Origin of the sequence: Nonomuraea jiangxiensis (genome assembly GCF_900099965.1) — a bacterium.
GTDB lineage: Bacteria > Actinomycetota > Actinomycetes > Streptosporangiales > Streptosporangiaceae > Nonomuraea > Nonomuraea jiangxiensis.
Genome location: NZ_FNDJ01000007.1, coordinates 284107 through 310373, shown reverse-complemented (window position 1 = coordinate 310373; position 26267 = coordinate 284107). Strand labels below are relative to the sequence as shown.

Genomic DNA, 26267 nt, shown 5'->3' with positions numbered 1-26267 from the left:
ACGATGCGACGGAGCCGACAGACGCGGACGCTTCTAGTGACGCGACCGAGGCGACCGACGCGGACGCCTTCAGTGACGCGACGGACCCGGACGCCTCTAACGATGCGACGGAGCCGACCGACGCGGCCGCTTCTAATGACGCGACCGAGGCGACCGACGCGGACGCCTTCAGTGACGCGACGGACGTGGACGCCTTCAAGGACGCGACAGACGCGGACGCCTTCAACGACGCGACCGAGGCGACCGACGCGGACGTCTTCAATGACGCGACGGACGCGACGGATGCGGATGCTTCTAATGAGGTGACGGACGCGGCGGTGGGCGTGGACATCAGCGGGGCGAGCCCAGAAGCGATCAGGAGCGCGACGAGAGCCGATCTGACGATCACAGCGCCACCTCGATCTGCTGCCCGTTCTCGAGCATGGTCGCCGTCATCTTCACGGGCTTGCGGTACATGGCCAGGTCGAACACGAACGCGCTGTCCACCCGCCCGCCGGGCAGGATGGCCGGGGGCAGGGTGACGGGGGCCGGGTCGTGCTCGCCGCCCTGGTCGTCGACCATGGTCACCACGGGCTGGATCAGCAGTTGCCGCTCGCCACCCGGGTTGATCATGGACCATCGGATCACGCAGAGCTGCCCCTTGGTCGCGGTCCTGCCCTCGTACTCCCTCAGACCGCACACGGGCGCCGTCGCGACGATCGCGATGGGATCGTCGAAGTCCGTGCCCAGCGCGAACCTGCGGCCCACGTCGTTCGGTCCGGCGGTGGCGGCGACCTGGGTGGAGTTGGCCCGGGTGCCGGCCGTGTCGCGGGCGGAGGAGGCGATCAGCACGGCCGTCGTCACGACGATGGCCAGCACGGCGGCCCCGGCGGCCAGCAGCCATCGGGTGCCCGCGGTTCGCGAACCGCCGATGGTGTCGGGCTCGCCGCCGGGCGCAGCGACCTGGCCGGCCCGCTCACCCGGCTGGGTCTGCGTGCCTGACAGGGCACCTTGCCGGAACTGGGCGGATTGCTCCGCGGGCTGGGCCTCCTCGGCCGGCCGCCCGCGCCGCAACAGTCCACGTCCCCGCTCCTGGGGCCGGTTCGGGACCTCCCACCGGGCCAGCTCCTCCTTGGCCGCCTGCTCTTCCCTCCTGGCCAACTCCTCGACCGAGGGCCGGCTCTCCGGGGCCGCAAGCTCCTCCGGGGCGCCCGCACCACGAGCATCTCCGCCACCTGACCCGCCACCGGTGCCCGGCGAAGTGGGTGCCTTCCCGAACGAGCCGGGCAAACTAGGCGCCCGATCAGCGGACCCCGGCGAGGTGACCGCCTTCCCGAACGAACCCGGCAAACTAGGCGCCCGGCCAACGGAATCCGGCAAACTGGGCCGCTGACCGGCGGAGCCCGGCAAACTAGGCGCCCGGCCGGCGGAACCCGGGGCAGGAGAGCCAAGGGACCTGCCGGTCGTGTCGCTCGGTGGCGGAGTCGTGTACGTGGCCGTGATGTCCGGCTCGTCCACCACGTTCTGCGGCGGCTGCCAGCCGTAGTCGGTGAGCATCTCCGTCGCCACCAGCGTGGGCGGCTCGACGTCGGCCGCCGCCGGAGCGCTGCCCCCCACCAGGGCGATCAGCAGCTCCTGCGCGGTCGGGCGCAGGTGCGGCTCCATGGCGGTGGCCCGCCGTACGAGCTCGTCGAGGGGCGCGGGCAGTACACCCAGGTCGGGCGGGTTGTTCAGGACGCGCGTGGCCAGCGTGATGGGATCGCCACGCCCGAACGGGTGGCGGCCGTTGCCCGAGTACGCCACCAGGCAACCCCAGGCGAAGATGTCGGCCGCCGGGCTGACGGTCTGGCCGCGTACCTGCTCCGGGGCCCACCAGCCGGGGCTCCCCAGCAGCTCACCGGAGAGCGTGAACCCGGTGTCCCTGTCGAGCGCCCTGGCGATCCCGAAGTCGATCACCCGTGGCCCGGACAGGGAGAGGATCACGTTCGCCGGCTTGAGATCCCGGTGCACGAGCCCGGCCACGTGGATCGCCGCGAGCGCCGCCGCGACTCCGAGCGCGACACCGTGCAGCGGCCCGGGCTCCAGGGCCCCGTACTGCGTTATCTGATCTGACAGGGGGGTGCCCGCGATGTACTCGGTGACCATGTACGGCCGTCCGTCGCCGGTGTTGCCGTTGTCCAGCACCTGAGCCGTGCAGAACGACGCCACCCTGCGCGCGTTCTCCACCTCCGCATGGAACCGGGCCGCGAACCCCTCCTGGTTGGCGAACTCCGCCTTCACCACTTTGAGCGCGACGAACCGCCCCGTCGGTGCCCGTGCGAGAAAGACGGTCCCCATCCCGCCCTCACCGAGCCGCCCGAGCAGCCGGTACGGCCCGATCTCCCGCAGGTCCGTCGGGCGGAGTGGTGCGGCGCCCGTTGGCTCCATGAGGGACGTTCCTTCCTGTTCCACGCCATCCTCTCCTTTGGTCTCCCCATCCGCCATCGCAGCTTCTTCGATGCGGGAGACTGGTTGGATGATGAGGCTGATGGGCCCTGCAGAAATACGTATTTTGGCGGATAACCTGGATCTGCGTCCGACAAAAAAGCTGGGCCAGAACTTCGTGATCGACGCCGGCACCGTCCGGCGCATCGTCCGCGTGGCCGACCTGTCACCGGACGACGTGGTCATCGAGGTCGGCCCTGGGTTGGGCTCCCTCACCCTGGCCCTGCTGCCCGCGGCGGCTCACGTGATAGCGGTGGAGATCGACCCGGTGCTGGCCGCCCAACTGCCCGTCACGGTCGCGGACCGAAACGGTGTGGACAATCTCACGGTGGTCAACGCCGACGCCATGAAGATCACTCCTACCGACCTGCCCGGTCACACCCCGACGGCCCTGGTCGCCAACCTCCCGTACAACGTGGCCGTCCCGGTGCTCCTCCACCTCCTGGAAGCCCTGCCGTCCCTGCGCAAGGGCCTGGTCATGGTCCAGTCCGAGGTGGCCGACCGCCTCGCCGCCACGCCGGGGTCGAAGATCTACGGCATCCCGTCGGTCAAGGCCGCCTGGTACGCGGACGTACGCCGAGCCGGTCCGGTGGGCCGTACCGTCTTCTGGCCGGTCCCCAACGTCGACTCCGGCCTCGTCTCCCTGACCCGCCGCGATCCCCCCACCACCACGGCCTCCCGTACGGAGGTCTTCGCCGTGGTGGACGCCGCCTTCGCCCAGCGCCGCAAAACCCTCCGAGCAGCCCTCGCGTCCTGGGCGGGCACCGCGACCCTGGCGGAGACGGCCCTCCGCGAGGCGGGCGTGAACCCTTCCGCCCGTGGCGAAGAGCTCGACATCAACTCCTTCGCCCGCATCGCCGAACACAGGCCCCTGAGCCCCTGATCGCGCTGGCTCCACGGGCCTGGTGAGGCCGGTGGCAGCTCAAGCGGGACTGAGAATCAGCTCCTAGACGAGGGTGGCGCCGTGGACGGGGCCATGGGCGGCGACGGCGGTGTGGGCGGCGCCCGTGGTGGTCAGACTGAGAGCCAGGTCGCGGGCGTGGGTGGCGTCGATCGCGAGGAAGGCGCAGGTAGGGCCGGAACCGGAGACGATCGCGCCCAGGGCTCCGTGCTGGCGGCCCGCGTCCAGGGTCGGCGCGAGTTCGGGGCGGAGGTTGAGGGCGGCGGCCTGGAGGTCGTTGCTGAGGTGGGCGCCCAGGGAGTAGGCGTCACCGGTGCCCAGTGCCTCCATCAGCGTGTCGTCCAGTTGCGGCCAGGGGACCTGGGCGCCCGAGGCGTCTCTTAGCCGGTCGCACTCGGCGTACACGCTGGCCGTGGACAGGCCGCCGTTCGCCGGCGCGAACACCCAGTGGAAGGTGCCGCCGGTGGGCAGCTCACTCAACCGCTCACCTCGGCCGGTGCCGACCGCTGTGCCGCCGAGCAGCGAGAACGGGACATCGCTGCCCAGATCTCCCGCGATCTCCATGAGATCTTCGAACGGCAGTCCCAACCCCCACAACTCGTTGCACGCCACCAGCGCACCGGCGGCGTCCGCGCTGCCACCCGCCATCCCGCCCGCCACGGGGATGTCCTTCTGGATGACCAGGTCGGCGCCATAGGTGCGCCCCGCGTGCTTGGCGAGCGCGCGGGCGGCCCGGATCGCCAGGTTGGTGTCGTCGACCGGCACCTGGTCGGACCACTTCCCGCTCACCGACACGGTGATCGACTCGGACTCCTTCGCCACCACCTCATCGAAGATCGACACTGCGTGGAAGACATTGACCAGGTCGTGGTAGCCATCTTCCCGGAGCGGGCCGACAGAAAGCTGCACGTTGACCTTCGCAGGCACACGTACGGTCACCGAACTCATCGATCTTCTGCCACTCTCATCACTTGCCGGGGTCAAGGACACTCGATGTTATCGGGGTGCGCGGCCCTGACATGCGGTTCTTGAAATATGACCCCGGGGATGGCCTGCCCGGCAACACACAGAGTCAGGTTGATGGTCATTTGCCCGCATCTCGATCGATAACAAAGAGTGATCAAGAATCGGTATCTCCACGCTGTATGCCCGTAGCGCCCACTTTCACGCTCGCGCCACTTCCTGGGTGGTGGGTGGTGCGGAAGTGTGCATGATCAGCCAGGGCGTACGGCGCCGCGGAAGTTGGCGCGATAGTAAGCCGAGTTCAGGAAGTTGGTCTTCTTCACCACGTCGCCGGTCTTGGGGGCGTGGATCATGAGTTTTCCTCCGAGATACAGGGCCACGTGGGTGGGGTCGCCTGTGCCGCCGCCGAAGAAGAGCAGGTCGCCTATCCGGCGGGCGGTCAGCGGGATTCTGCGGCCCTGGCGGAACTGGGCGCCTGTGTAATGGCTCAGCCGTATGCCTGCTCTGGACCAGGCATAGAGGGTCAGGCCGCTGCAGTCGAAGCCTCTGGTGCGGGCGCCTCTGCCGATGCCGATGGTCGGGCCCTTGGTGGAGCCGCCGCCCCAGGAGAAGGAGACGCCCAGTTGGCCGAGGGCGGCAGCGGCGGCGATGTGACCCTTCGTGAGGCGCTCGCCCTTGGCCATGCGCTTCAGGGTTTCGGTTGTGAGAGGGACGGCTTCGGCAGAGGTGGGGAACGCCGCTGCCAGTGCGGTGAAGAGCCCTACGAATAGTCCTCCGTTGACGGTGCGCTGCCATAGCAGGGTGAAACGGTGGATCATGGTCGCCTCCTGCGCCTTGTGGTTGCCGTAGGGGTCGGGGAGGCCAGGATCGTTGGGTGGTCGGGGGCGGCGTCCGGCCGAACGAGGTTCTGTGGATGAGACGGCGCCGGTCAGGGTGGGGTTGTGGATAACCGGGTTGTTGGGCAGGCCGCTGTCGCGCGAGGGACTCAGGTATGCCAGGGCTCTGGTGGTCCTGCCGCCATGATCGTGACCTCGTGATCGTGCATTGGCAGGTCGTGCCGCTCTCGTGCTTGCTGGTTGGGGTGGTGGAGGGCCCGCTGTCGTGGTTGGTGGCGGTGACCGCCTCCGGGGCCGTCCCGGCCATCGCCGGCCGTCCCCGGCCCTGCCTGGCCGTCCCTGGCCGTCCCTGACCCTGCCTCCTGCCTGGCTGTCCCTCACCCTGCCTGGCCGTGCCTGGCCGTCGCTGGCCGTCGCTGGCCGTCTCTGGCCCTGGCCTCCCTGGCCATCTCTGGCCGGCCGTCCCTGGCCGTCCTGAGCGGTGAGCGCCGCCTGTGCTCTGGCGTCTTAAGGCGCTGAGCGTCGTCCGCGTTTTGGTGCCCCGGAGGATTGGCATGGTTGGAGGGTCGTGGCTGGGAGTTGTGGGGGGTCGGTTTTGGGTTGTTGGTGGGTGGGTTTGTGGAGGGCGGCAGGTGGGTGGAGCCGATACGCTGGGGTGGCCATGAATCTGGTCAATCTTGAGTCGGTTTCTCATGCTTACGGGCCCAAACCGCTCCTCAGCGACGTCTCACTAGGCGTCGAAGCCGGGGAGCGCATCGGCGTTGTCGGGCGTAACGGGGGTGGAAAGACGACCCTGATGTCCGTCATCGCCGGAGACGTGCAGCCGGACAGCGGTCGGGTCACCCACAATCGCGGGCTGCGGGTCGGGTTCCTGTCGCAGCACGACGCGCTCGACCCCGTCGCCACCGTCCGCGAGATCGTCCTCGGCGAGCTGGCGGAGCACGAATGGGCGGGGGATCAGCGGGTTCGCGAGATCCTGACGAACCTCATCGGCGACCTCGACCTCGACGGCAAGGCGGCCGACCTCTCCGGCGGCGAGCGCAGGCGTACGGCGCTGGCCCGCCTGCTGATCGGCGACCACGACCTGATCATGCTCGACGAGCCGACCAACCACCTCGACATCGAGGCCATCGCCTGGCTGGCCGGCCATCTGTCCGCGAGGAAGAGCGCCCTGCTGGTCGTGACCCACGACCGGTGGTTCCTCGACGCCGTGTCCACCCGCACGTGGGAGGTCGTGGACGGGCGGGTCGAGCGCTACGAGGGGGGATACGCGGCCTACGTGCTCGCCAAGGCGGAGCGGGCGCGGATCGCGCAGGCCGCGGAAGACCGCCGCCAGAACCTCATGCGCAAAGAGATCGCCTGGTTGCGCCGCGGCCCGCCCGCCCGTACGTCCAAGCCCAAGTTCCGCATCGACGCCGCTCAGGCGCTGATCGCCAACGAGCCGCCGGCCCGCGAAACCGTCGAGTTGATGCGGTTCGCCGCGGCCCGGCTCGGCAAGACGGTCTACGACCTCGAAGACGTCACCCTGCACGCCGGCGGGCCGGGCAACGGGCCGCTGGTGCTCGACCACCTCACCTGGCAGTTCGGCCCGGGTGACCGGATCGGGCTGATCGGGGTGAACGGTTCGGGCAAGTCGTCCGTGTTGCGGCTGCTCGCCGACACGGTCACCCCCGACTCCGGGCGCGTGATCAGAGGCAGGACCGTACGTCTCGCGCACCTGTCACAGGAGCTGGCCGAGCTCGACCCGTCCCGACGGGTGCTGGAGTCGGTCGAGGAGGTGCGCAAATACCTCCAGGTCGGCAAGCGGGAGTGGACCGCCTCCCAGCTGCTCGAACGCCTGGGGTTCCGGGGCGAGGCCCAGTGGAAGGTCATCGGTGACCTGTCGGGTGGCGAGCGGCGGCGGCTGCAGCTGCTCAGGCTCCTCATGGACGACCCGAACGTCCTGCTGCTCGACGAGCCCACCAACGACCTCGACATCGAGACGCTGAACGAGCTGGAAGACCTGCTGGACGCCTGGCCGGGCACACTGATCCTGGTCAGCCACGACCGCTACTTCCTGGAGCGGGTGACCGATCGGTGCGTGGCCCTGCTGGGTGACGGCAAGTTGTCGATGTTGCCCGGCGGCGTGGACGAATACCTCGAACGGCGTGCCGCGGGCACCGCGCAGACCGCCCGTCTCGGCGCGACCGTTCGCGCCGGATCCACGTCGGCCCGTCCCGGTACGGCGACCGCCCGCGGTGCCGGCGTGTCCGCCGACGCCGCCTCGGGACGACCGGCCGGCAGGACCTCCGGCGGCCCGGGGGAGGCCACGTCCACCCAGGGCCACGACTCCGCCGCACAGGGCCTTCAGGCCCAGGCGGCGAAGCCTGGCTTGTCGACCAAGGAGGAACGCGAACTCCGCAAGGAGCTCAACCGCCTCGAACGCCAGCTGGACAAGCTGACCAGCCAGGAGAACCGACTCCACGCCGCCATGGCCGAGGCTGCCAGCGACTACGCCAAGCTGGGCACCCTCGACGCCCAGCTACGCGAGATCACTGCCCAGAAGGACGAGATCGAGTCCGAATGGCTGGAGCTGGCCGACCGCCTGGGTGACTGACCGACCATGGCGGTCCGGGACTCATAGGGTTCAAAGCTCATGGTCCAGGCGCTCGTCCGGCCTGTCCCCGGATTCGTGGATGGCGGTGCGGCGGAGGACGGCTGGACGGCCGGCCAAGGGCGGCCGAGCTCGCTCACAGCGGCGAGTCGAACGGCGCCAGCAACGTACGCAAGAGAGAGGACAGGGATCGCTGCCCTTCGGGCCCAAGGCCCGCCAGCAGGTCGCGCTCCCGGCGCAGCAAATCGGCGAAGGCGGCGTCCACCCGCGCCACCCCGGTCTCCGTCAGCGACACCAGGACCCCCCGCCGGTCCTCGGGGTCGGGCCGCCGCCGCACCAGCCCGGCCTGGGCGAGGCGGTCGATGCGGTTGGTCATGGTCCCGGACGTGACCAGCGTGGCCCGCAGCAGCGCTCCCGGGCTCAGCTCGTAAGGCCGGCCGGCCCGTCGCAGCGCCGTGAGCACGTCGAACTCCCACGGCTCCAGGTCGTGCTCGGCGAACGCCGCCCGTCTGGCGCGGTCGAGATGCCGGGCCAGCCGGGACACCCTGGAGAGCACCTGGAGCGGCTCGACATCGAGGTCGGGACGTTCCGCTCGCCAAGCCGCGACGAGGAGGTCGACCTCGTCTCTAGCATCCTCCGTCATGACACAAGAGTGTACTGTCTTGACATCGAGATATCTCTCTCGATATCAATTATCTCTATGTCAAGAGATATTTGGGACCCTATGACGTATGCCGTGTACTCGGACGAGAGGGCGCGGCCGTTCGTCGATCTGACCTCAAGGGTAGGGGCGGTCGACCCGGACTGCGTGGTGGACGCGGGTTGTGGCAGCGGCGAGCTCACGACGCACCTGGCCGCTCGCTGGCCCGACGCGACCGTGGAGGGCTTCGACTCCTCGCCCGCCATGATCGCCGAGGCGCGCAAGCTGGAGTCGAAGATCAGGTTCACGGTCGCCGACGTGACGACGTGGCGCCCCGACCGGCCGCTGGACGTGATCGTCTCCAATGCCGTCCTGCAGTGGGTGCCCGAGCACCGCGACGTGCTGGAGCACTGGGTGGAGGAGCTGGCGCCGGGCGGCTGGCTGGCGTTCCAGGTGCCGGGCAACTTCCAGGCCCCCAGCCACCGGGCCATCCGCGAGCTGTGCTCCTCCCGCGCCTGGTCAGACCGGCTCGGCGGTGTCGTCAGGGACGACCCGGTCGGCGATCCCGTCGACTACCTCGACCTGCTCACCGGCAGCGGCTGCCAGGTGGACACGTGGGAGACGACCTACGTGCACGTGCTCCAGGGCGAGAACCCGGTGCTCGACTGGGTCTCCGGCACCGCCCTGCGCCCGATCCTGGACCGGCTCGACCCGGACGGGCAGCGGCGCTTCAAGCAGGAGCTGGCCGGACTGCTCGCCGAGGCGTATCCGGCCAGGAGTTACGGCACCCCGTTCCCGTTCCGGCGGATCTTCGTCGTCGCGCAGAAGAGAGGTGGCACATCATGATCAAGGCGCTGCACCACGTCCAGCTCGCCGCGCCCGCGGGCAGCGAGCCGCTGTTACGGGAGTTCTACGGGGGCGTGCTGGGCCTGCGCGAGGTGCCCAAGCCGCCCGGGCTGGCCGGGCGCGGCGGCGTCTGGTTCCGTGGCGAGGGCGTGGAGGTCCACCTCGGCGTCGAGGACGGGTTCAGGCCGGCGCGCAAGGCTCACCCGGCGTTTCTGGTGGACGATCTCGACGCGTACGCTGCCGAAATCCGCGACGCCATCCCCGATGACCTGCTCCCCGGATACCGGCGTATTTATCTTTCCGATCCCGTGGGCAACAGAATAGAGCTCCTGCAATCAGTGTGATAATCACCAGGTAGTGGCATCATTGTCCGAAATCGGACACTTGCGAGGTGCAGTGGGCATCGAGATTGAGGACAAGTTCGACGTTCCCGCCGAGTACGCGATTCCCGACCTGAGCGGTCTGGCCGACGTCGTGGGCCCAAAGACCTACCAACTAGTGGCCCTTTACTATGACACGCCTGATTTGCGGTTGGCGGCCCGCGGCGTCACGCTCCGGCGCAGACGTGGTGGTGCCGATCCCGGCTGGCACCTGAAGCTGCCCAAGGCCAAGGGGGCACGGCAGGAGATCACCCATCCGCTCACCCGCAGCACCAAGGCCGTGCCCTCGGCACTGGCCGAGCTCGTACGCGCCTACACCCGGGGAGCCGACCTCCAGCCGGTCGCCGAACTCGACACGCGCAGGACCGTCACCATCCTGCTGGACGGCGAGACCAGGCTGGCCGAGATCGCCGACGACCGCGTCAAGGGCACGGTTCTCAAGGAGGAGCCCGAGGTCGTACGGTGGCGCGAGGTCGAGGCCGAGCTGCTCGAAGGCGGCACGCGGACGCTGCTGGCCAAGGTCGGCAAGCGGCTCAGGAAGGCGGGCGCGAGCCCGTCGGAGGCCACCAGCAAGCTGGCCAGACTCCTCAGGCCCGCCCCGCCCGCCCGGGCCGCCGTCAAGGAGGGCACCGCCGGCGAGGTCGTCGTGAACTACCTCGCGAGCCAGGTCGCCGCCCTCCTCGCGCAGGACCCCCGGGTCCGCAGGGCCGAGGACGACGCGGTGCACCAGGCGCGGGTGGCCGCCCGCCGGCTGCGCAGCGCGCTCAAGGCGTTCAAGACCGTGGTGGTGGACACCGAGCAGGTCCAGGAGGAGCTGCGGTGGCTCGGCACGGTGCTCGGCGAGGCCCGCGACCTGGAGGTGACCAGGGCCAGGTTCGCCCGGCTGCTGGACGGGCTGCCCCCCGAGCTGGTCACCGGCCCCATCCAGCGCCGGCTCGGCTCGGACCTGCACAAACGCGAGCAGGAGGCGTACGACCGCATCAAGGACGCACTCAGCGGCGACCGCTACTACACCCTCCTGAACGCGCTCGACGAGCTCGTCGCCTCCCCGAACCTGGGCAAGGGGGCGGCCAAGCCGGCTCAGGAGCAGCTCAGCGCCATCGCGGCGGCCGGCTGGGGCCGGGTGACGAAGACGTACGACACCGCTCAGGCCATCGGGGACCCGGAACGTCGCGAGATCGCCATGCACGACGTGCGCAAGGCGGCCAAACGCGCTCGTTACACCGCCGAAGCGCTCGAACCCACCCTCGGCCCGAACATGGCCAAGCTCGCCAAGCTCTCCGCGGGCATCCAGGAAGTGCTGGGGACGTACCAGGACGGCGTGGTCGCGCAGGAAACCCTGGCCAAGGCGGCGGAAAGCGCCCGCCAGGCAGGCGAGGACACCTTCACGTACGGGGTGCTCATCGGGATCGAGCGCAGCGTCGCTGAGCAGGCTCACGCCGACTTCCCCAGGGTCTGGGCGGAAACGGTCAAGGCAGTGAGGAAGGTGCTATGAGCATTCCCGTCATACCCTTCGAACGCGGCGATCTCCTCGAAGTCCCCGCGGCGTACCGGGAGCTTCGGGTCAAGGAGGGCATCGCACGAGTACGTACGCCTGCGGGCGACGAGGTCTGGCTCGTCAGCGGCTATGAGGACGCGCGCAAGCTGTTCAACGACCCCAGGCTGGGGCGTTCGCACCCGGAGCCGGACAAGGCCGCGCGCCTGTCGAGATCGGCGCTGATCGGCGGCCCCCAGGGCGACGCGGCCACGGAGAAGGCCGAGCACGACCGGATGCGCAAGCTGTTCATGCCGTCCTTCTCGGCCCGCCGGATGAAGGCGCTCAGCGCCCACGTCGGGTCCCTGGTCGAAGAGCGGCTGGACCATCTCGCCCAGCTGACCCCGCCTGCCGACCTGCACGCGGAGCTGTCGTTCCCGCTGCCCGTCCTGGTCATCTGCCGGCTTCTCGGCGTGCCCTTCGAGGACAGGCAGTACTTCAGCGGCGTGTCGGCCCGCATGGGCGACATGCTGGACCTGGAGAAGGGCGAGGCGGCGCGCGAGGAGATGGGCGCGTACATGGCCGGCCTGATCGAGCGCAAACGGCGCGAGCCGGCCGAGGACGTGCTGTCCGACCTGGCGAACGAGCTGGACGACGACGGCACGATCGCGCGGCTCGCGGGCACGCTGCTGTTCGCCGGGCATGAGACCACGGTCAACAGGATCGACTTCGGTGTGCTGCTCCTGCTGGCCAACCCGGGCCAGCTCGACCTGCTCAAGGCCGATCCGGCCCTGGCCCCCGCCGCCGTCGAGGAGATCCTGCGGATGGCCTCGCCGAGCCTGCACGGCCTGCCCCGCTACGCCCACGAGGACATCGAGATCGGCGACCGCACGATCCGCCGGGGCGAGGCCGTCGTGATCATTCCGAGCGCGGCCAACCGGGACGAGCGGATCTATCCCGATCCGGATGCGTTCGACCTCCGCCGTCCGCAGCCGGACCCCCACCTGAGCTTCGGGTACGGGCCGCGCTTCTGCGTCGGCGCCAGCCTGGCCAGGGTGGAGCTGGAGGCCGTGTTCAGCAGGCTGTTCCAGCGCTTCCCGACGCTGCGGACGGCCGTGCCGATCGAGGAACTGCCGCGCAACGTGGGCAGGATCACCGAGGGACTCGCCGGCCTGCCCGTCACCTGGTGACGCGGCCGCATCCTCAGGTGAGGTAGCGCTCGACGCTGACGACCTCATCGCCTGACCAGTGCAGCAGGGCGAACGCGCCTTTGCGCAGGTGCACGTCCTTGCCGCTCAGCGTGCGGATCAGCCCGGGCAGCACCTTGCGGTGGCTGCACAGGGCCGCCGGCACGGTGATGTCCCCGACCAGGGTGGGCGTCTTCTTGGGATCCTGGCCCTCCTCGCTGAGCAGCGGCTCGACCTGGATCTCGCCGCCGTACGGCTCCAGCGTCTGCAGGCAGCGGGCGCTGGGCGAGCTCATCAGCAGCTCGGGCCGGAAGGCGGGCAGGGCGGTGGACAGGATCGCGGCCTGGGAGCGGCCGTCGGTGTCGAGCGGGCGCGTGACGTCCTCGCCCGCCCACTCGCTCCTGGATCCGGCCGATCCATGCCGTACGAGGACGAGCGGTACGGTCTCCAGCGGCGCCGCCCGCAGGGCCCGCAGCAACCCCACGTCCCATTCGTACGTCAGCAGCCGCCTGGCCGCCTCCACCGGCAGCCACCGCAGCTCGTCCACCTCCTCACCGGGGACGAACCCGTCGTCGGCGTGGACCCGGCCGGTCCAGTAGTCGACCCGCTTGAGCCGGCCGGCGCTGATGTAGTGGACGGGCGGCAGGGCCCGGCCGAGCACCACGGTCAGCCCGGTCTCCTCGTGCACCTCACGCAGCGCGGCGGCGATGACGTGCTCGCCCGCCTTCAGCTTGCCCTTGGGGAATGTCCAGTCGTCGTAGTTCGGTCGGTGGATGACGGCCACTTCGGGGCTGGTCTCCTCGCCCCTCCAGACCACGGCTCCGGCTGCCCGGAGCAGGTCAGTCATCAACGGTCCTCCAGCGTCGGGTCCCGACGAGATGGCTCTGCAGGTCCTCGCCCGGGTGGCGGGCCCACGTGCCATCGGAGTTCAGCCACCACGCGTTGGTGGTCTCGGCCATGGCCCGGTCCATCAGGTCGATGAGATAGGCCTTGTGCTGCTGCGCCGTCACCTTGACCAGGGCTTCGACGCGGCGGTCCAGGTTTCTGCGCATGAGGTCGGCGCTGCCGATCCACAGCTCGGGGCGCCGGCCCAGGCCGAACTCGTAGACCCGGGAATGCTCCAGGAATCTCCCGAGAATCGACCTTACGCGGATATTTTCGGACAGGTCGGGGATGCCGGGGCGGAGGATGCAGATGCCGCGCACCCACACGTCCACCGGTACCCCGGCTCTGGACGCCCGGTAGAGGGCGTCGATGATCGGCTCGTCCACCAGCGAGTTGGTCTTGATCCTGATCCTGGCGGGCCGGCCGGCCTCCTGGTGGGCGATCTCGCGTTCGATCCTGGCCAGCAGCCCGCTGCGCATGGAGTGCGGCGCGACCAGGAGCCGGCGGTAGGCGGAGTGGTTGGAGTAGCCGGTCAGGTGGATGAACAGGTCGGTGACGTCCTCCCCGACCAGCGGGTCCGCCGTGAGCAGGCCGAAGTCCTCGTACTGCCGGGCGGTCTTGGGGTTGTAGTTGCCGGTGCCGATGTGACAGTAGCGGCGCAGCTCGCCTGAGGGCTCCTGGCGGACCACGAGGGCGAGCTTGCAGTGCGTCTTCAGCCCGACCACGCCGTAGACGACGTGGCAGCCGGCCTTCTCCAGCTTGCGGGCCCAGGAGATGTTCGCGTGCTCGTCGAAGCGGGCCTTGATCTCCACGACCACCACGACCTGCTTGCCCGCCTCGGCGGCGTCGATCAGGGCGTCCACGATGGGGGACTCGCCGCTGGTCCGGTAGAGGGTCTGCTTGATCGCCAGGACCCTGGGGTCGTTCGCGGCCACCTCGATGAAGTGCTGCACGCTGGTGGCGAACGAGTCGTACGGGTGGTGCAGCAGGACGTCGCGCTCGCGCAGCGTCGAGAAGATGTCGTCCTCGGCGTTGATCACCTCGGCGGGCACGAAGGGCCGGTAGCCGAGCTCGCCCCGGTCCAGGTCGGCGATGGCGTGCAGGCCAGACAGGTCGAGCGGCCCGGGCAGCCGGTAGATCTCGTGCGGCGCCAGCTCCAGCTCCTCCACGAGCGGCGCCAGGACCTCCGGCGTGATCGTGTCCTCGACCTCAAGCCGTACCGGCGGGCCGAACCGCCGCTTGAGCAGCTCCTTCTCCAGCGCCTGCATGAGGTTCTCGGTGACGTCCTCGTCGACGTCGAGGTCCTCGTTCCTGGTGACCCGGAAGACGTGGTGCTGGAGGATCTCCATGCCCTTGAAGAGTTGCCCCAAATGCGCCGCAATAACATCTTCAAGGGGAACAAATCTGTCCTTAGACGCCGGGACAAATCTGGGCAACTGCGAGGGAACCTTGACCCGGGCGAAAACGGTGTGCTCGGTAACCGGATTCCTTACGAGAACTGCCAAATTCAGGCTCAGGCCGGAAATATATGGAAAAGGATGAGCAGGATCCACGGCCAGCGGCGTCAGCACCGGCCTGATGCGCTCCCTGAACAGCTTGCGCAGCTCCGTACGCTCCTCGCGGCCGAGGTCGTCCCACCTGACGACCTCGATGCCCTCGGTGGCCAGATGCGGGCAGATCTGCTCATGGAAGGCCGCCGCGTGCCGCCGGGCCAGCTCGTCCGCGATCATCGCGATCCTGGCCAGCTCTTCGCGCGGTTTGAGCCCGCTCTTGGTCCGTAGCAGCAGGCCCGTCGCCATGCGCCGTTTGAGGCCGGCGACGCGGACCCGGAAGAACTCGTCCAGGTTGCTGGCGAAGATCGCCAGGAAGCGCACCCGCTCCAGCAGCGGGAGCGAGGGGTCCTCGGCCAGTTCCAGCACTCGTTCGTTGAACTGGAGCCAGCTTTCCTCGCGGTTGAGGAACCGCTCCTGCGGGAGGGGCAGGTCGTTGGCAGGGTATGGTTCCGCGGACATATGGCGTATATTGCCCCGTTTGGTTGAACAGAACGTTAACGTAGTCGCAACGACTCACTCTGTCGGGACCCAAAAGCCCGACACTTCAGAGTATCCCCGCGTCACTCAGGGGCGTCGGCCCGCCGGCCGGGCACCATTCCGGGTTGTTCCGACTGTTCCAGCCGGGCGGCGCGCTCGGCCAGCCGGGCCTCCCGCTGGCGGATCTTCTCCTCGCGCTCGCGGGCCTTCTCGGCCTCCTTCAGCAGGCGCTCGCGCTCCTTCAGATCGCGCACCCGGGCCTTCTCGGCCTCCTTCTGCTCCCGCTGGCGGACCTTCTCGGCCTCCTTGAGCTCCTTCTCGCGGGCCTTCTCCAGCTCGCGCAGCTCCTTCTCGCTGGTCCGCGGCCTGTTGGCGGGGGCGGTGGGGTTGCGGGTGGCGGCGGTGATCGACGGGCTCGGGTTGAGCCCGGTCAGGCCGTTCCAGGCCAGGTTGACCAGGTGGGCGGCGACCTCCTCGCGACCGGGCTTGCGTACTTCGAGCCACCACTGCCCGGTCAGCGCGACCATGCCGACCAGCATCTGGGCGTACATCGGGGCGAGCTTGGGGTCGTAGCCGCGGGCCGCGAACTCGTCGGCCAGCACGTCCTCGACCTGGCTGGCGATCTCGCTGATCAGGCTCGCGAACGTGCCCGTGCCGGAGGCGGCGTGCGAGTCGCGCACCATGATGCGGAAGCCCTCGCTGTCCTCCTCGATGTACTGCAGCAGGGCCAGCGCGGCCCGCTCCAGCTTGACCAGGGAATGGGTGGCGGACAGAGCCTCGGTGATCATGCCGAGCAGCTTCTGCATCTCGCGGTCGACCACGACCGCGTAGATGCCTTCCTTGCCGCCGAAATGTTCGTATACCACGGGTTTCGACACCTGTGCGGTAGCAGCGATTTCTTCGACAGAGGTCCCGTCGAACCCCTTCTCGGCGAAGAGCGTGCGGCTGATGTGAATCAGCTGCTCTCTGCGCTCGCTACCGGACATGCGCCTGCGAGATCGGGGTTCGGTCACGGTTTCCATAATGACGGCCACGGCTTGCCCGCCGCTCGTCGGCTGTTGGACGTCAGGCAATGCGCTTCGCCGCCAGCCGCTCGGGTGTCGGCCAGCGAACGTCGTAGGCCCAGCCGAGCCTCTCGAAAATCCGGATGAGTCCGGCGCTCAGATCGATCTGCCCCTTGAGCGCGCCGTGCCTGGCGCAGGTCGGGTCGGAGTGGTGCAGGTTGTGCCAGGACTCGCCGAAGGAGGGGATGGCCAGCCATGCCACGTTGCGGGACTTGTCACGCACCTGGAAGGACTCCTCGCCGAAGACGTGGCAGATCGAGTTGATCGACCAGGTCACGTGGTGCAGCAGCCCGATGCGTACGAGCGAGCCCCAGAACAGCGCGGTCAGCGCGCCCTGCCAGGACCAGGTGAGCAGCAGGCCGAGGACGCCGGGGAGCGCGACCGAGGCGATGGCCAGCCGGCCGAACCACCTGTGCAGCCGCTGGATGTCCGGGTCCTTGCACAGGTCGGGGGCGTACTTCTCCCTGTTGGTCCGCTCGCTCTCGAACAGCCAGCCCATGTGGGCGTAGAGCAGGCCCTTGGACAGCGACCTGAAGCCGGGGCCGAACCGCCACGGCGAGTGCGGGTCGCCCTCCTTGTCGGAGAACTTGTGGTGCTTGCGGTGCGTGGCCACCCAGTCGAGCACCGACATCTCCAGCGACAGGCTGCCTGCGAGGCCCATGGCGATCTTCAGCGGCCGCTTGGCCTTGAAGGAGCCGTGCGTGAAGTAGCGGTGGAAGCCGACGGTGACGCCGAGGCCGGAGATCACGTAGAAGACGAACGCGATCGCGATGTCCGTCCAGCCGAGTCCCCATCCCCACGCCAGTGGCACCGCTGCCGCGATGGCCACCAGGGGCAGCCCGACGACGATTCCGAAGATGACGAGCTCTGCCCTGGTCCTGGGCTCGGGTTCGAATTCGGGCTTGGGGGAAGGTGCGGAGCGCTCGGCGAGAACGGTCATGGGCTACCTCCAACAGCATGTATGAGGATGTATGTCCTGGCTACGCAACCGTAACCTACGCCAGCGTAAGTAAGGAAGACCTAAGACGTGAATGGGGGGAAGGTGACGCATGGCCGGGCAAGGAGGGTGGGATTCGTGGCTTGCGCCTTTTCGGGCGGTCTGTTATGAGAGGTGGCGCGCCGATGGGGCCCTCACCAGGGGAATCCGGTCCGGCGCCGGGGGCAAGGTGTAATTACGGGCGCGCGAGCGGGTGCGGGCTCGGTATCGTAGGGGGTGCATCGGACGGCATGTGTCCGATCTATCCCGGATCGTCTAATCGGCAGGACAAGTGGTTTTGGTCCACTTTGTAGGGGTTCGAGTCCTCTTCCGGGAGCTCTGAGGTGCTCCCCGGCGAAAATGTTCGGGGAGAGGCCAGGTATCCTCACGGTGTCGGGAGGGTAGCGGTGCGGTAGCCGTACCAATTGCCCTGATCCGTCCAGTCACAGGGAGCCTCAGTCCGTGAGTGTGCCGCGCCCGGCAGCCGTCATCGTCCTCGCCGCGGGCGAGGGCACCCGGATGAAGAGCCAGACCCCGAAAGTCCTGCACGAGCTATGTGGCCGCGCGTTGGTCGACCACATGCTCTCGGCCGCCCGCGACCTCGGTCCCGAGCGGCTCATAGTCGTCATCGGCCACGCGCTGGAGCGGGTCGGCGGCCATCTGGCCGCCACCAGCCCGGACGCCCGCCCCGTCGTCCAGCATGAGCAGCGTGGCACCGGCCACGCCGTGCGCACGGTGCTCGAAGAGGTCGGCACGATCTCCGGCACGATCCTCGTCACCTACGCGGACGTGCCGCTGCTCCGCACCCAGACCCTCGCCCACCTGCTCGAACGGCACGCCACCGAGGGCAACGCGGTCACCGTGCTCACGGCCGAGGTGCCCGACCCGACCGGCTACGGCCGGATCGTGCGTGACGAGGCGGGCGCCGTGCTGGAGATCGTCGAGGAGAAGGACGCCAGCGCCGAGCAGCGCGCCATCAGGGAGATGAACTCCGGCATCTACGCCTTCGACGGCCCGCTGCTGGCCGACGCGGTCAAGCGCGTGTCCACCGACAACGCGCAGGGTGAGGAATACCTCACCGACGTCCTGGCCATCCTGCGCGGCGACGGCCACCGGGTCGGCGCCTGCGTGGCCGCGGACTTCGTCGAGGTCGAGGGCGTCAACGACCGCGTGCAACTGGCCGCCGCCCGCAGGGTGCTGAACGACCGCCTCCTGGAGGCCCACATGCGCGCCGGGGTCACGATCATCGACCCGGCCAGCACCTGGATCGACGTCGGAGTGAAGATCGCCGCCGACGCGGTCATCCATCCCGGCACCCAGCTCCACGGCAGCACCGTCATCGAGAGCGGCGCCGAGGTGGGCCCCGCCACGACGCTGACCGACACGCGCGTCGGCGAGGACGCGGTCGTCCGCAACGCCGTCTGCGACAGCGCCGAGATCGGCCCCGAGGCCAACGTCGGCCCCTATGCCTACCTCCGCCCCGGCACCGTGCTCGGCCGCAGGTCCAAGGCCGGCACGTTCGTCGAGATGAAGAACGCCCAGGTCGGCGAGCGCTCCAAGGTGCCGCACCTGACCTACGCGGGCGACGCCACGATCGGCGACGACGTCAACATCGGCGCCTCCACCATCTTCGTCAACTACGACGGGGTCAACAAGAACCACACGATCGTGCGCGACGGCGCGTTCGTCGGCTGCGACACCATGCTGATCGCCCCGGTGACGGTCAAAGAGGGCGCCCACACGGCGGCCGGCTCGGTGATCGTCGACGACGTCCCGCCGGGTGCGATCGGCGTGGCGCGGGCCCGGCAGCGCAACATCGAGAAATGGGTCCTGCGCAGGCGCGCGGGGACCAAGTCGGCCGCGGCCGCCCAGCGGGCGCTGGACGAGCAAGCACAGCAGGAGAAGGAATCATGACCGAGCTCGTCGAGGTCATCACGAAGTTCAGCACCACGGTCACGGGACCGCCGAAGGAGGTCTCATGACCAGCATCAAGCAGCCGGGCGAGAAGAACCTGATGCTCTTCTCGGGCCGGGCCTACCCCGAACTGGCCGATGAGGTCGCCGCGCACGTCGGCGTCTCACTCACCCCCACCAAACTGATCGACTTCGCCAACGGCGAGATCTACGCCCGCTATCTGGAGTCCGTACGCGGCTGCGACGCCTTCGTGATCCAGAGCCACACCGGGCCGATCAACAAGTGGATCATGGAGCAACTGATCATGGTCGACGCGCTGAAGCGGGCCTCCGCCAAGCGCATCACCGTGGTCATGCCGTTCTTCGGCTACGCCCGCCAGGACAAGAAGGGCCGCGGCCGCGAGCCGATCACGGCCCGGCTGATGGCCGACCTGTTCAAGACCGCCGGCGCCGACCGGCTCATGTCGATCGACCTGCACACCTCGCAGATCCAGGGCTTCTTCGACGGCCCGGTGGACCACCTGTTCGCCATGCCGGTGCTGGAGAGCTACCTCAAGGACAAGCTCGACCTGGAGAACACCACCGTCGTCTCGCCCGACACCGGCCGCGTGCGCCTGTCGGAGCGCTGGGCGGACACGCTCGGCACGCCGCTGGCGTTCATCCACAAGCGGCGCGACCTCGACGTGGCCAACTCCGTGAAGGTCAACGAGGTCGTCGGCAAGGTGCGCGGCCGCACCTGCGTGCTGATCGACGACATGATCGACACCGCGGGCACGATCTGCAAGGCCGCCGACGCCCTCTACGAGCAGGGCGCCACCAACGTGCTGGCCGCCGCCACGCACGCGGTCTTCTCCGACCCCGCGGTCGACCGGCTGAAGAACTCGCGGATCTCCGAGGTCATCGTCACCAACACGCTGCCGCTCGCGCAGGCCAACCGGTTCGACAAGCTGACCGTGCTGTCCATCGCGCCGCTCATCGCCCGCGCGATCACGGAGGTGTTCAACGACGGCTCGGTCACGAGCCTGTTCGAGGGCGACACCTGAGCCGTCCCGGCCGTCCGGCCGGAGCCCGCCGGACGGCACAGTAGACTGACGGGGTTGCGCTCGTAACGCCTTCCGCTAGGGCGGGTGAGGGTGAGCGCTCAGCCGAAACCGAACCCCGAGCATCCCTAGGAGATGTCGTGTCCGAAGTACGTATCGCCGCAGAGCCGCGCACCACGTTCGGCAAGGGCGCCGCCCGCAAGATCCGCCGCGACGACAAGGTGCCCGCCGTTCTCTACGGGCACGGCATCGACCCCAAGCACCTCACCCTGCCCGGCCACGAGGTGCTGCTCGCCCTGCGCACGCCCAACGTGCTGATCCGCCTCCAGGGTGACGGCGTCGACGAGCTGGCCCTGCCCAAGGGCGTCCAGCGCGACCCGATCAAGGGCTTCGTCGAGCACGTCGACCTGCTCCTGGTCCGGCGCGGCGAGAAGGTCACCGTCGAGATCCCGGTGACCACCGTCGGCGACGTCAACCCCGAGGGCCTGCTCGACCAGCAGCTCGTCTCCATCGCCGTGGAGGCCGAGGCCACCCACATCCCGACCGGCGTCGAGGTCGACGTCGAGGGCCTGGAGATCGGCACCGCGATCACCGCCGGCCAGCTCCGGCTCCCGCAGGGCACCTCGCTGATCGCCGACCCCGAGGTCGTGGTCCTCCACGTCATCAACAAGCCGGTCGAGGCTCCGGCCGCCGAGGAAGAGGGCGCCGAGGGCGAGGCCGCCCCCGTGGCCGAGGCCGCAGAGGCCCCCGCCGAATAACACGTTCTCCGGTGAACGGGGCGGCCCACGCGGTGCCGCCCCGTTCCGCGGTAAGGGGTGCAGATGGATCGCTGGCTGATCGCCGGACTGGGCAATCCGGGCCCGGAATACGCGGGCAACAGGCACAACGCGGGCTTCATGGTGCTCGACGAGCTGGCCGGCAGGGCCGGCGGGCGGTTCAAGGCGCACAAGAGCAGGGCCGAGGTCTGCGAGACACGCGAGGCGATCCTGGCCAAACCCCTGACCTACATGAACCTGTCGGGCGGCCCCGTCAAGGCGCTCTCCGACTTCTACAAGATCACCCCGGACCGGCTGATCGTCGTCCACGACGAGCTCGACATCCCCTACGGCGCGCTGCGGGCCAAGCTCGGCGGCGGCGACAACGGCCACAACGGCCTCAAGTCGATCACCAAGGTCCTCGGCACCCGCGACTACCTGCGGATCCGCTTCGGCATCGGGCGCCCGCCCGGCCGCATGGACCCCGCCGCCTACGTGCTGCGGGACTTCGCCACCATGGAGCGCAAGGACCTGCCCTTCCTGGTCGACCGGGCGGCCGACGTGGTGGAGTCGCTGATGACCCGCGGCCTGGAAGTCACCCAGAACGAGTTCCACCGGGCTGATCTGCACATATCGGGCCCTCCACGCTGATCACCACATAGAGCCGTTCGCCGGTTCGCGGGCTTTCCCGCGACTACGATCAGTGACTGTCCGTTCAGGAATGGTCACCCGGAGGCGCGCGTGCGCGGTGAAGCCCGCGGACTGATGACCGTTGCCGGCTCCGGGCCGGCCGCGTCCCGGCGGGTGAGCCCGCGTACGCCTGCCTGGGTCCACTCCTACCGCCTGCGTGCGGTGCTGGCCGACCTGTGCGGGGCGGGCATCGGGTCCTGCGCCGCCTTCTGGGTGCGGTTCGGCGGGCTCACTCCGTACGTGCTGCCGTACTTGCTGGTCAGCCTGGCGCTGCCGGTGGTGTGGTGTTGCGCGGTGGCGCTCAACCGGGCCTACGAGCCGCGCATGCTGGGTGTCGGCTCCGAGGAGTTCCGCCGGGTCATGCAGGTGGGCGTGGCGCTCATCGCGGGCACCGCCATCGGCTCCTACCTCACCAAGACCGACGTCGCGCGCGGCTACGTCGTGCTCGCCCTGCCGCTCGTCACGCTGCTCACCCTGATCTTCCGATACGGCCTGCGCCGCGCCCTGCACCGGCGCAGGGCGCGGGGCGAGTGCATGCGCCGCGTGGTCGCGGTCGGCCACCTGACCTCGATCGCCGAGCTGGTGCAGCTCTTCCGCAGGGAGCGCTACCACGGCATGGAGGTCGTGGCCGCCTGCCTGCCCGGCGGCGCGGCCGGCGAGCACGTGGGCGGCGTGCCCGTGGCGGGCGACCTCAGCGACGTGCCGATCGTGGCCGACCAGTACGCCGCCGACACCGTCGCCGTGCTGGCCTGCCCCGAGATGGACGGCCAGGCGCTGCGGCGGCTGGCCTGGCGGCTGGAGCGCACGTTCACCGAACTGGTGGTCGCCCCCGCGCTGATGGACGTGGCCGGGCCGCGCATCATGATCAGACCGGCCGCCGGGCTGCCGCTGCTGCACGTGGAGCATCCCGAGCTGGCCGGGGCCAGGCAGCTCGTGAAGAACGTCTTCGACCGGCTGGTCGCCGCCGGGCTGCTGGTGCTGCTGGCGCCGCTGCTGGCGGGGCTGGCGGTCGCCGTGCGCATGACGAGCCCCGGGCCGGCGCTGTTCCGGCAGACCAGGGTGGGCAAGGACGGCACGCTCTTCACGATCGTGAAGTTCCGTACCATGCGCCGCGGCTCCGAACAGCAGAGGATCACCCTGGTCAGCGACCGCGCCGGGGTGCTGTTCAAGATCCGGAACGATCCGCGGGTCACGCCGCTCGGCACCTTCATGCGCCGGCACTCGCTCGACGAGCTGCCCCAGCTCATCAACGTCGTACGCGGCCACATGTCCCTGGTGGGCCCCCGGCCCCCGCTGCCGGAGGAGGTCGCGCGCTACGGCGACGACGTGCGCCGACGGCTCCTCGTACGCCCGGGGCTGACCGGGCTGTGGCAGGTGAGCGGCAGATCTGACCTATCGTGGGAGGAATCCGTCCGCCTGGACCTGCGTTACGTGGAGAACTGGTCTCTGACGATGGATCTCCAGATCCTGTGGAAGACTTGGTCGGCCGTCGCCCGTGGGCAAGGAGCTTATTGATGACGATTCGCGACGACCACGCCGTGGCCGCCGACCTGGCGACCGAGGCAGGGGAGAGACTGCTGCGGGTTCGCGACCGCATGGGATTCGGTGACCCGTCCGCGCTGCGGGCCGAGGGCGACCGGTCCTCCCACGTCTTCCTGATGGAGTCGCTGGCCAGGCTGCGGCCGAGTGACAGCATCCTCTCCGAGGAGGCCACCCGCGAGGAGCGGCTCGATCCGCGCCGGCTCAGCGCGGACCGGGTGTGGATCGTCGACCCGCTGGACGGCACCCGCGAGTTCTCGGAGCGGCGAGCCGGCCCCGGAAGCGGCGGCTTGCGTGACCAGGACGGGGCCGAAGGGAGCGCGACCACAAGCCCAGCGGAGGGGCGCTCCGACTGGGCCGTGCACGTGGCGCTGTGGGAGCGGGGCAGGCTGGCGGCGGGCGCCGTGGCGCTGCCCGCCCAGGGCCGCACGCTGACCACGGCCGACCCGCCCAAGCGGCCCACCTACGACGGAGGGCGCTTCCGGATCGCGGTGAGCCGCACCAGGCCGCCCGAGTTCGTCCAGAAACTCGCCTATCTCGTCGGCGCCGACCTGGTGCCGATCGGGTCGGCCGGGGCCAAGATCTCCGCCGTGCTCACCGGAGAGGTCGAGGCCTACGTGCACGCCGGCGGCCAGTACGAGTGGGACTCCGCCGCGCCGGTCGCCGTGGCGCTGGCCGCCGGGGCTCACGCGAGCCGCATCGACGGCTCCGAGCTGGTCTACAACCAGGCCGACCCGTCACTACCGGATATCCTTGTTTCCCTACCGGAGCTGGCGGCATCGCTGCTCGCCGGGATTCGGGACCTGCATCGCTAACCGCCGGAGGAAAGCTCCCATGCTCCAGCGCGACTACACGACGTCGCAGCTCGACGTGCTCGAAGCCGAGGCCATCCACATCATGCGCGAGGTGGCCGCCGAGTTCGAGCGTCCCTGTTTGCTCTTCTCCGGGGGCAAGGACTCGATCGTCATGCTCCGCCTCGCGGAGAAGGCGTTCTGGCCGGCGGCCATCCCGTTCCCGCTCATGCACGTCGACACGGGGCACAACTTCAAAGAGGTCATCGAGTTCCGCGACCGCCGCTCCGTTGAGCTGGGCGCGCGGCTGATCGTGGCCAGCGTGCAGGACTCCATCGACCAGGGCAGGGTCGTCGAGGAGACCGGGCGCCGCGCCTCGCGCAACCGGCTGCAGACCACGACGCTGCTCGACGCGATCGAGGAGCACGAGTTCGACGCGGTCTTCGGCGGCGCCCGGCGGGACGAGGAGAAGGCCAGGGCCAAGGAGCGGGTGTTCTCCTTCCGCGACGACTTCGGGCAGTGGGACCCGAAGAACCAGCGCCCCGAGTTGTGGAGCCTCTACAACGCCCGCATCCGCAAGGGCGAGCACATCCGCGTCTTCCCGCTGTCCAACTGGACCGAGCTCGACGTCTGGGACTACATCCGGCGCGAGGGCATCGAGATCCCGTCGATCTACTTCGCCCACACCCGCAAGGTGTTCGAGCGCGACGGCATGCTGCTGCCCGACTCGGAGGTCGTGCAGCGGGGGGACGACGAGCCGCTGTTCGAGGCGGTGGTGCGCTACCGCACCGTGGGCGACATGACCTGCACGGGCGCCGTGCAGTCCCCGGCCGCCACGGTCGAGGAGATCATCGAGGAGATCGCGGCCACCCGGATCACCGAGCGCGGGGCCACCAGGGCCGACGACCGCTCGTCCGAGGCGGCCATGGAGGATCGGAAGCGAGAGGGTTACTTCTAATGGACATTCTTCGCTTTGCCACTGCGGGGAGCGTCGACGACGGCAAGTCCACCCTCATCGGACGGTTGCTCTACGACTCCAAGGCGATCTTCGAGGACCAGCTGGAGGCGGTCGAGCGCACCTCGCGCGACCGGGGCACCGAATACACCGACCTGTCGCTGCTGACCGACGGCCTGCGGGCGGAGCGGGAGCAGGGGATCACGATCGACGTGGCGTACCGATATTTCGCGACGCCGCGCCGCAAGTTCATCATCGCCGACACGCCCGGCCACATCCAGTACACCCGCAACATGGTCACCGGCGCCTCCACCGCCGACCTGGCGATCATCCTCATCGACGCCCGCAAGGGCGTGCTGGAGCAGTCGCGCAGGCACGCGTTCCTGACCTCGCTGCTGCGTGTGCCGCACCTGGTGCTGGCGGTCAACAAGATGGACCTGGTCGACTACTCCCAGGAGCGCTTCGAGGAGATCAGGGAGGAGTTCACCGCGTTCGCCTCCAAGCTCAACGTCTCCGACCTCACCTTCATCCCGATCTCCGCGCTCAACGGCGACAACGTGGTCTCGCGCTCGCAGAACACGCCCTGGTACCTCGGCACGTCGCTGCTGCACCACCTGGAGAACGTGCACATCGCCTCCGACCGCAACCTGACCGACGTGCGCTTCCCCGTCCAGTACGTCATCCGCCCCCAGCGGGCCAACGATCACGCCTTCCACGACTACCGCGGCTACGCGGGCCAGGTCGCGGGCGGCGTGCTCAAGCCCGGTGACGAGGTCGTGCACCTGCCCTCTGGGCTGACCACGCGGATCGCCTCGATCGACACGTTCGACGGGCCCGTGGAGGAGGCGTTCCCGCCCATGTCGGTGACGCTGCGTTTCGAGGACGACATCGACATCTCGCGCGGCGACATGATCGCCCGGCCCAACAACCAGCCGCACGTCGCGCAGGAGCTGGAGGCGATGGTCTGCTGGATGGCCGACGGGATCAAGCTGACGCCGCGTTCCAAGCTGTCGATCAAGCACACCACCCGTACGGCCCGCGCCCTCGTACGCGACCTGCACTACCGGCTCGACGTCAACACCCTGCACCGGGACGAGGAGGCCACCTCGCTCGGCCTCAACGAGATCGGCCGGGTGTCGCTGCGGATCACGCAGCCGCTGTTCGTGGACGACTACGCCCGCAACCGGCAGACCGGCGGTTTCATCCTGGTGGACGAGGCCACCAACGGCACGGTCGGCGCCGGCATGGTCCTCGACGCGAGCTGAAGGTAGATCTTTTGGTCGTTCCGTGACCGGTTGATTACTCTCCGCGCTAGGTTCTTCGCGTTCGGTGTACGCCCACGCGAA

The 26267-nt window shown here is 69.2% G+C and carries 23 protein-coding genes and 1 tRNA gene; 16 read left to right on the top strand and 8 right to left on the bottom strand.

Features of this window, described 5'->3' with window-relative positions; translation table 11 throughout:
* Nucleotides 1-384 precede the first annotated feature (384 nt).
* The gene (locus tag BLS95_RS57925; RefSeq protein ID WP_245765119.1) at nt 385-2406 is read right to left on the bottom strand and encodes a serine/threonine-protein kinase; all 2022 of its coding nucleotides are present in this window, start codon (nt 2404-2406) and stop codon (nt 385-387) included.
* A 70-nt stretch (nt 2407-2476) separates the two neighbouring features.
* Between BLS95_RS57925 and rsmA the strand changes: the two genes are divergently transcribed.
* On the top strand, nt 2477-3346 hold the full coding sequence (gene rsmA, locus BLS95_RS17910; RefSeq protein ID WP_218135820.1) for a 16S rRNA (adenine(1518)-N(6)/adenine(1519)-N(6))-dimethyltransferase RsmA: 870 nt from the start codon (nt 2477-2479) through the stop codon (nt 3344-3346).
* A 63-nt stretch (nt 3347-3409) separates the two neighbouring features.
* On the opposite strand, the gene BLS95_RS17905 is transcribed toward rsmA, so the two are convergent.
* Together BLS95_RS17905 and BLS95_RS17900 are read right to left on the bottom strand one after the other, a co-directional pair.
* Nucleotides 3410-4312, bottom strand: a complete 903-nt coding sequence (locus BLS95_RS17905; RefSeq protein WP_090932570.1) for a 4-(cytidine 5'-diphospho)-2-C-methyl-D-erythritol kinase — start codon at nt 4310-4312, stop codon at nt 3410-3412.
* Between the two features lie 266 nt (nt 4313-4578).
* Nucleotides 4579-5145 carry an NlpC/P60 family protein gene (locus BLS95_RS17900; protein WP_090932567.1) on the bottom strand — a complete coding sequence of 189 codons (567 nt, stop codon included), beginning with the start codon at nt 5143-5145 and terminating at the stop codon, nt 4579-4581.
* 215 nt (nt 5146-5360) lie between these two features.
* Here BLS95_RS17900 and BLS95_RS55725 point away from each other — a divergent pair, with 215 nt between their 5' ends.
* The gene (locus BLS95_RS55725; RefSeq protein WP_176993243.1) at nt 5361-5516 is read left to right on the top strand and encodes a hypothetical protein; all 156 of its coding nucleotides are present in this window, start codon (nt 5361-5363) and stop codon (nt 5514-5516) included.
* Between the two features lie 308 nt (nt 5517-5824).
* Nucleotides 5825-7759 carry an ABC-F family ATP-binding cassette domain-containing protein gene (locus BLS95_RS17895; RefSeq protein WP_090932786.1) on the top strand — a complete coding sequence of 645 codons (1935 nt, stop codon included), beginning with the start codon at nt 5825-5827 and terminating at the stop codon, nt 7757-7759.
* Nucleotides 7760-7892: 133 nt separating this feature from the next.
* Here the strand turns inward: BLS95_RS17895 and BLS95_RS17890 are convergent, their stop codons facing one another.
* Nucleotides 7893-8399 carry a MarR family winged helix-turn-helix transcriptional regulator gene (locus tag BLS95_RS17890; RefSeq protein WP_090932565.1) on the bottom strand — a complete coding sequence of 169 codons (507 nt, stop codon included), beginning with the start codon at nt 8397-8399 and terminating at the stop codon, nt 7893-7895.
* Nucleotides 8400-8480: 81 nt separating this feature from the next.
* Between BLS95_RS17890 and BLS95_RS17885 the strand changes: the two genes are divergently transcribed.
* The 4 genes from BLS95_RS17885 to BLS95_RS17870 are packed head-to-tail and all read left to right on the top strand — an operon-like array spanning nt 8481 to nt 12286.
* Nucleotides 8481-9242: a trans-aconitate 2-methyltransferase gene (locus BLS95_RS17885; RefSeq protein ID WP_245765118.1), complete on the top strand. Its 762-nt coding sequence runs from the start codon at nt 8481-8483 to the stop codon at nt 9240-9242.
* A complete protein-coding gene (locus tag BLS95_RS17880) occupies nt 9239-9586 on the top strand; it encodes a VOC family protein (protein WP_090932563.1) in 348 nt (115 codons plus the stop codon). The genes BLS95_RS17885 and BLS95_RS17880 overlap by 4 nt, the downstream gene beginning before the upstream one ends.
* Nucleotides 9587-9638: 52 nt before the next feature.
* The gene (locus BLS95_RS17875) at nt 9639-11117 is read left to right on the top strand and encodes a CYTH and CHAD domain-containing protein (protein ID WP_090932561.1); all 1479 of its coding nucleotides are present in this window, start codon (nt 9639-9641) and stop codon (nt 11115-11117) included.
* A complete protein-coding gene (locus BLS95_RS17870; protein ID WP_090932559.1) occupies nt 11114-12286 on the top strand; it encodes a cytochrome P450 in 1173 nt (390 codons plus the stop codon). The genes BLS95_RS17875 and BLS95_RS17870 overlap by 4 nt, the downstream gene beginning before the upstream one ends.
* 13 nt (nt 12287-12299) lie before the next feature.
* Here BLS95_RS17870 and BLS95_RS17865 read toward each other — a convergent pair whose 3' ends face one another.
* The 4 genes from BLS95_RS17865 to BLS95_RS17850 form a co-directional block, all read right to left on the bottom strand.
* Nucleotides 12300-13130 carry an NUDIX hydrolase gene (locus BLS95_RS17865; protein ID WP_245765117.1) on the bottom strand — a complete coding sequence of 277 codons (831 nt, stop codon included), beginning with the start codon at nt 13128-13130 and terminating at the stop codon, nt 12300-12302.
* Entirely contained in the window at nt 13123-15180 is a 2058-nt protein-coding gene (locus BLS95_RS17860; protein WP_090932555.1) for an RNA degradosome polyphosphate kinase, read from the bottom strand. The genes BLS95_RS17865 and BLS95_RS17860 overlap by 8 nt, the downstream gene beginning before the upstream one ends.
* Before the next feature lie 101 nt (nt 15181-15281).
* Nucleotides 15282-16184 (bottom strand): TetR/AcrR family transcriptional regulator, encoded by a 903-nt coding sequence (locus BLS95_RS17855; RefSeq protein ID WP_245765135.1) that lies wholly within the window; start codon nt 16182-16184, stop codon nt 15282-15284.
* Between the two features lie 79 nt (nt 16185-16263).
* The gene (locus tag BLS95_RS17850) at nt 16264-17202 is read right to left on the bottom strand and encodes an acyl-CoA desaturase (RefSeq protein WP_090932551.1); all 939 of its coding nucleotides are present in this window, start codon (nt 17200-17202) and stop codon (nt 16264-16266) included.
* Between the two features lie 301 nt (nt 17203-17503).
* Between BLS95_RS17850 and BLS95_RS17845 the strand changes: the two genes are divergently transcribed.
* From BLS95_RS17845 to cysN, 9 genes are all read left to right on the top strand, one after another.
* Nucleotides 17504-17575 (top strand) — tRNA-Gln (locus BLS95_RS17845).
* Nucleotides 17576-17700: 125 nt separating this feature from the next.
* Nucleotides 17701-19152 (top strand): bifunctional UDP-N-acetylglucosamine diphosphorylase/glucosamine-1-phosphate N-acetyltransferase GlmU, encoded by a 1452-nt coding sequence (gene glmU, locus BLS95_RS17840; protein WP_090932549.1) that lies wholly within the window; start codon nt 17701-17703, stop codon nt 19150-19152.
* 64 nt (nt 19153-19216) lie between these two features.
* The gene (locus tag BLS95_RS17835) at nt 19217-20194 is read left to right on the top strand and encodes a ribose-phosphate diphosphokinase (RefSeq protein ID WP_090932547.1); all 978 of its coding nucleotides are present in this window, start codon (nt 19217-19219) and stop codon (nt 20192-20194) included.
* Between the two features lie 137 nt (nt 20195-20331).
* Nucleotides 20332-20949, top strand: coding sequence for a 50S ribosomal protein L25/general stress protein Ctc (locus BLS95_RS17830; protein WP_090932546.1), 618 nt, complete (start codon nt 20332-20334; stop codon nt 20947-20949).
* Nucleotides 20950-21012: 63 nt separating this feature from the next.
* Nucleotides 21013-21597, top strand: coding sequence for an aminoacyl-tRNA hydrolase (gene pth, locus BLS95_RS17825; RefSeq protein WP_090932544.1), 585 nt, complete (start codon nt 21013-21015; stop codon nt 21595-21597).
* A gap of 114 nt (nt 21598-21711) precedes the next feature.
* Nucleotides 21712-23151, top strand: a complete 1440-nt coding sequence (locus tag BLS95_RS17820; protein ID WP_090932542.1) for a sugar transferase — start codon at nt 21712-21714, stop codon at nt 23149-23151.
* Complete coding sequence (locus BLS95_RS17815) at nt 23151-23990, top strand: 3'(2'),5'-bisphosphate nucleotidase CysQ (protein WP_176993242.1); 840 nt, start codon at nt 23151-23153, stop codon at nt 23988-23990. The genes BLS95_RS17820 and BLS95_RS17815 overlap by 1 nt, the downstream gene beginning before the upstream one ends.
* Nucleotides 23991-24009: 19 nt before the next feature.
* Entirely contained in the window at nt 24010-24924 is a 915-nt protein-coding gene (gene cysD / locus BLS95_RS17810; RefSeq protein WP_090932538.1) for a sulfate adenylyltransferase subunit CysD, read from the top strand.
* Nucleotides 24924-26186 (top strand): sulfate adenylyltransferase subunit CysN, encoded by a 1263-nt coding sequence (gene cysN, locus BLS95_RS17805; RefSeq protein WP_090932536.1) that lies wholly within the window; start codon nt 24924-24926, stop codon nt 26184-26186. Before cysD ends, cysN begins: the two co-directional genes overlap by 1 nt.
* Nucleotides 26187-26267: the final 81 nt, after the last annotated feature.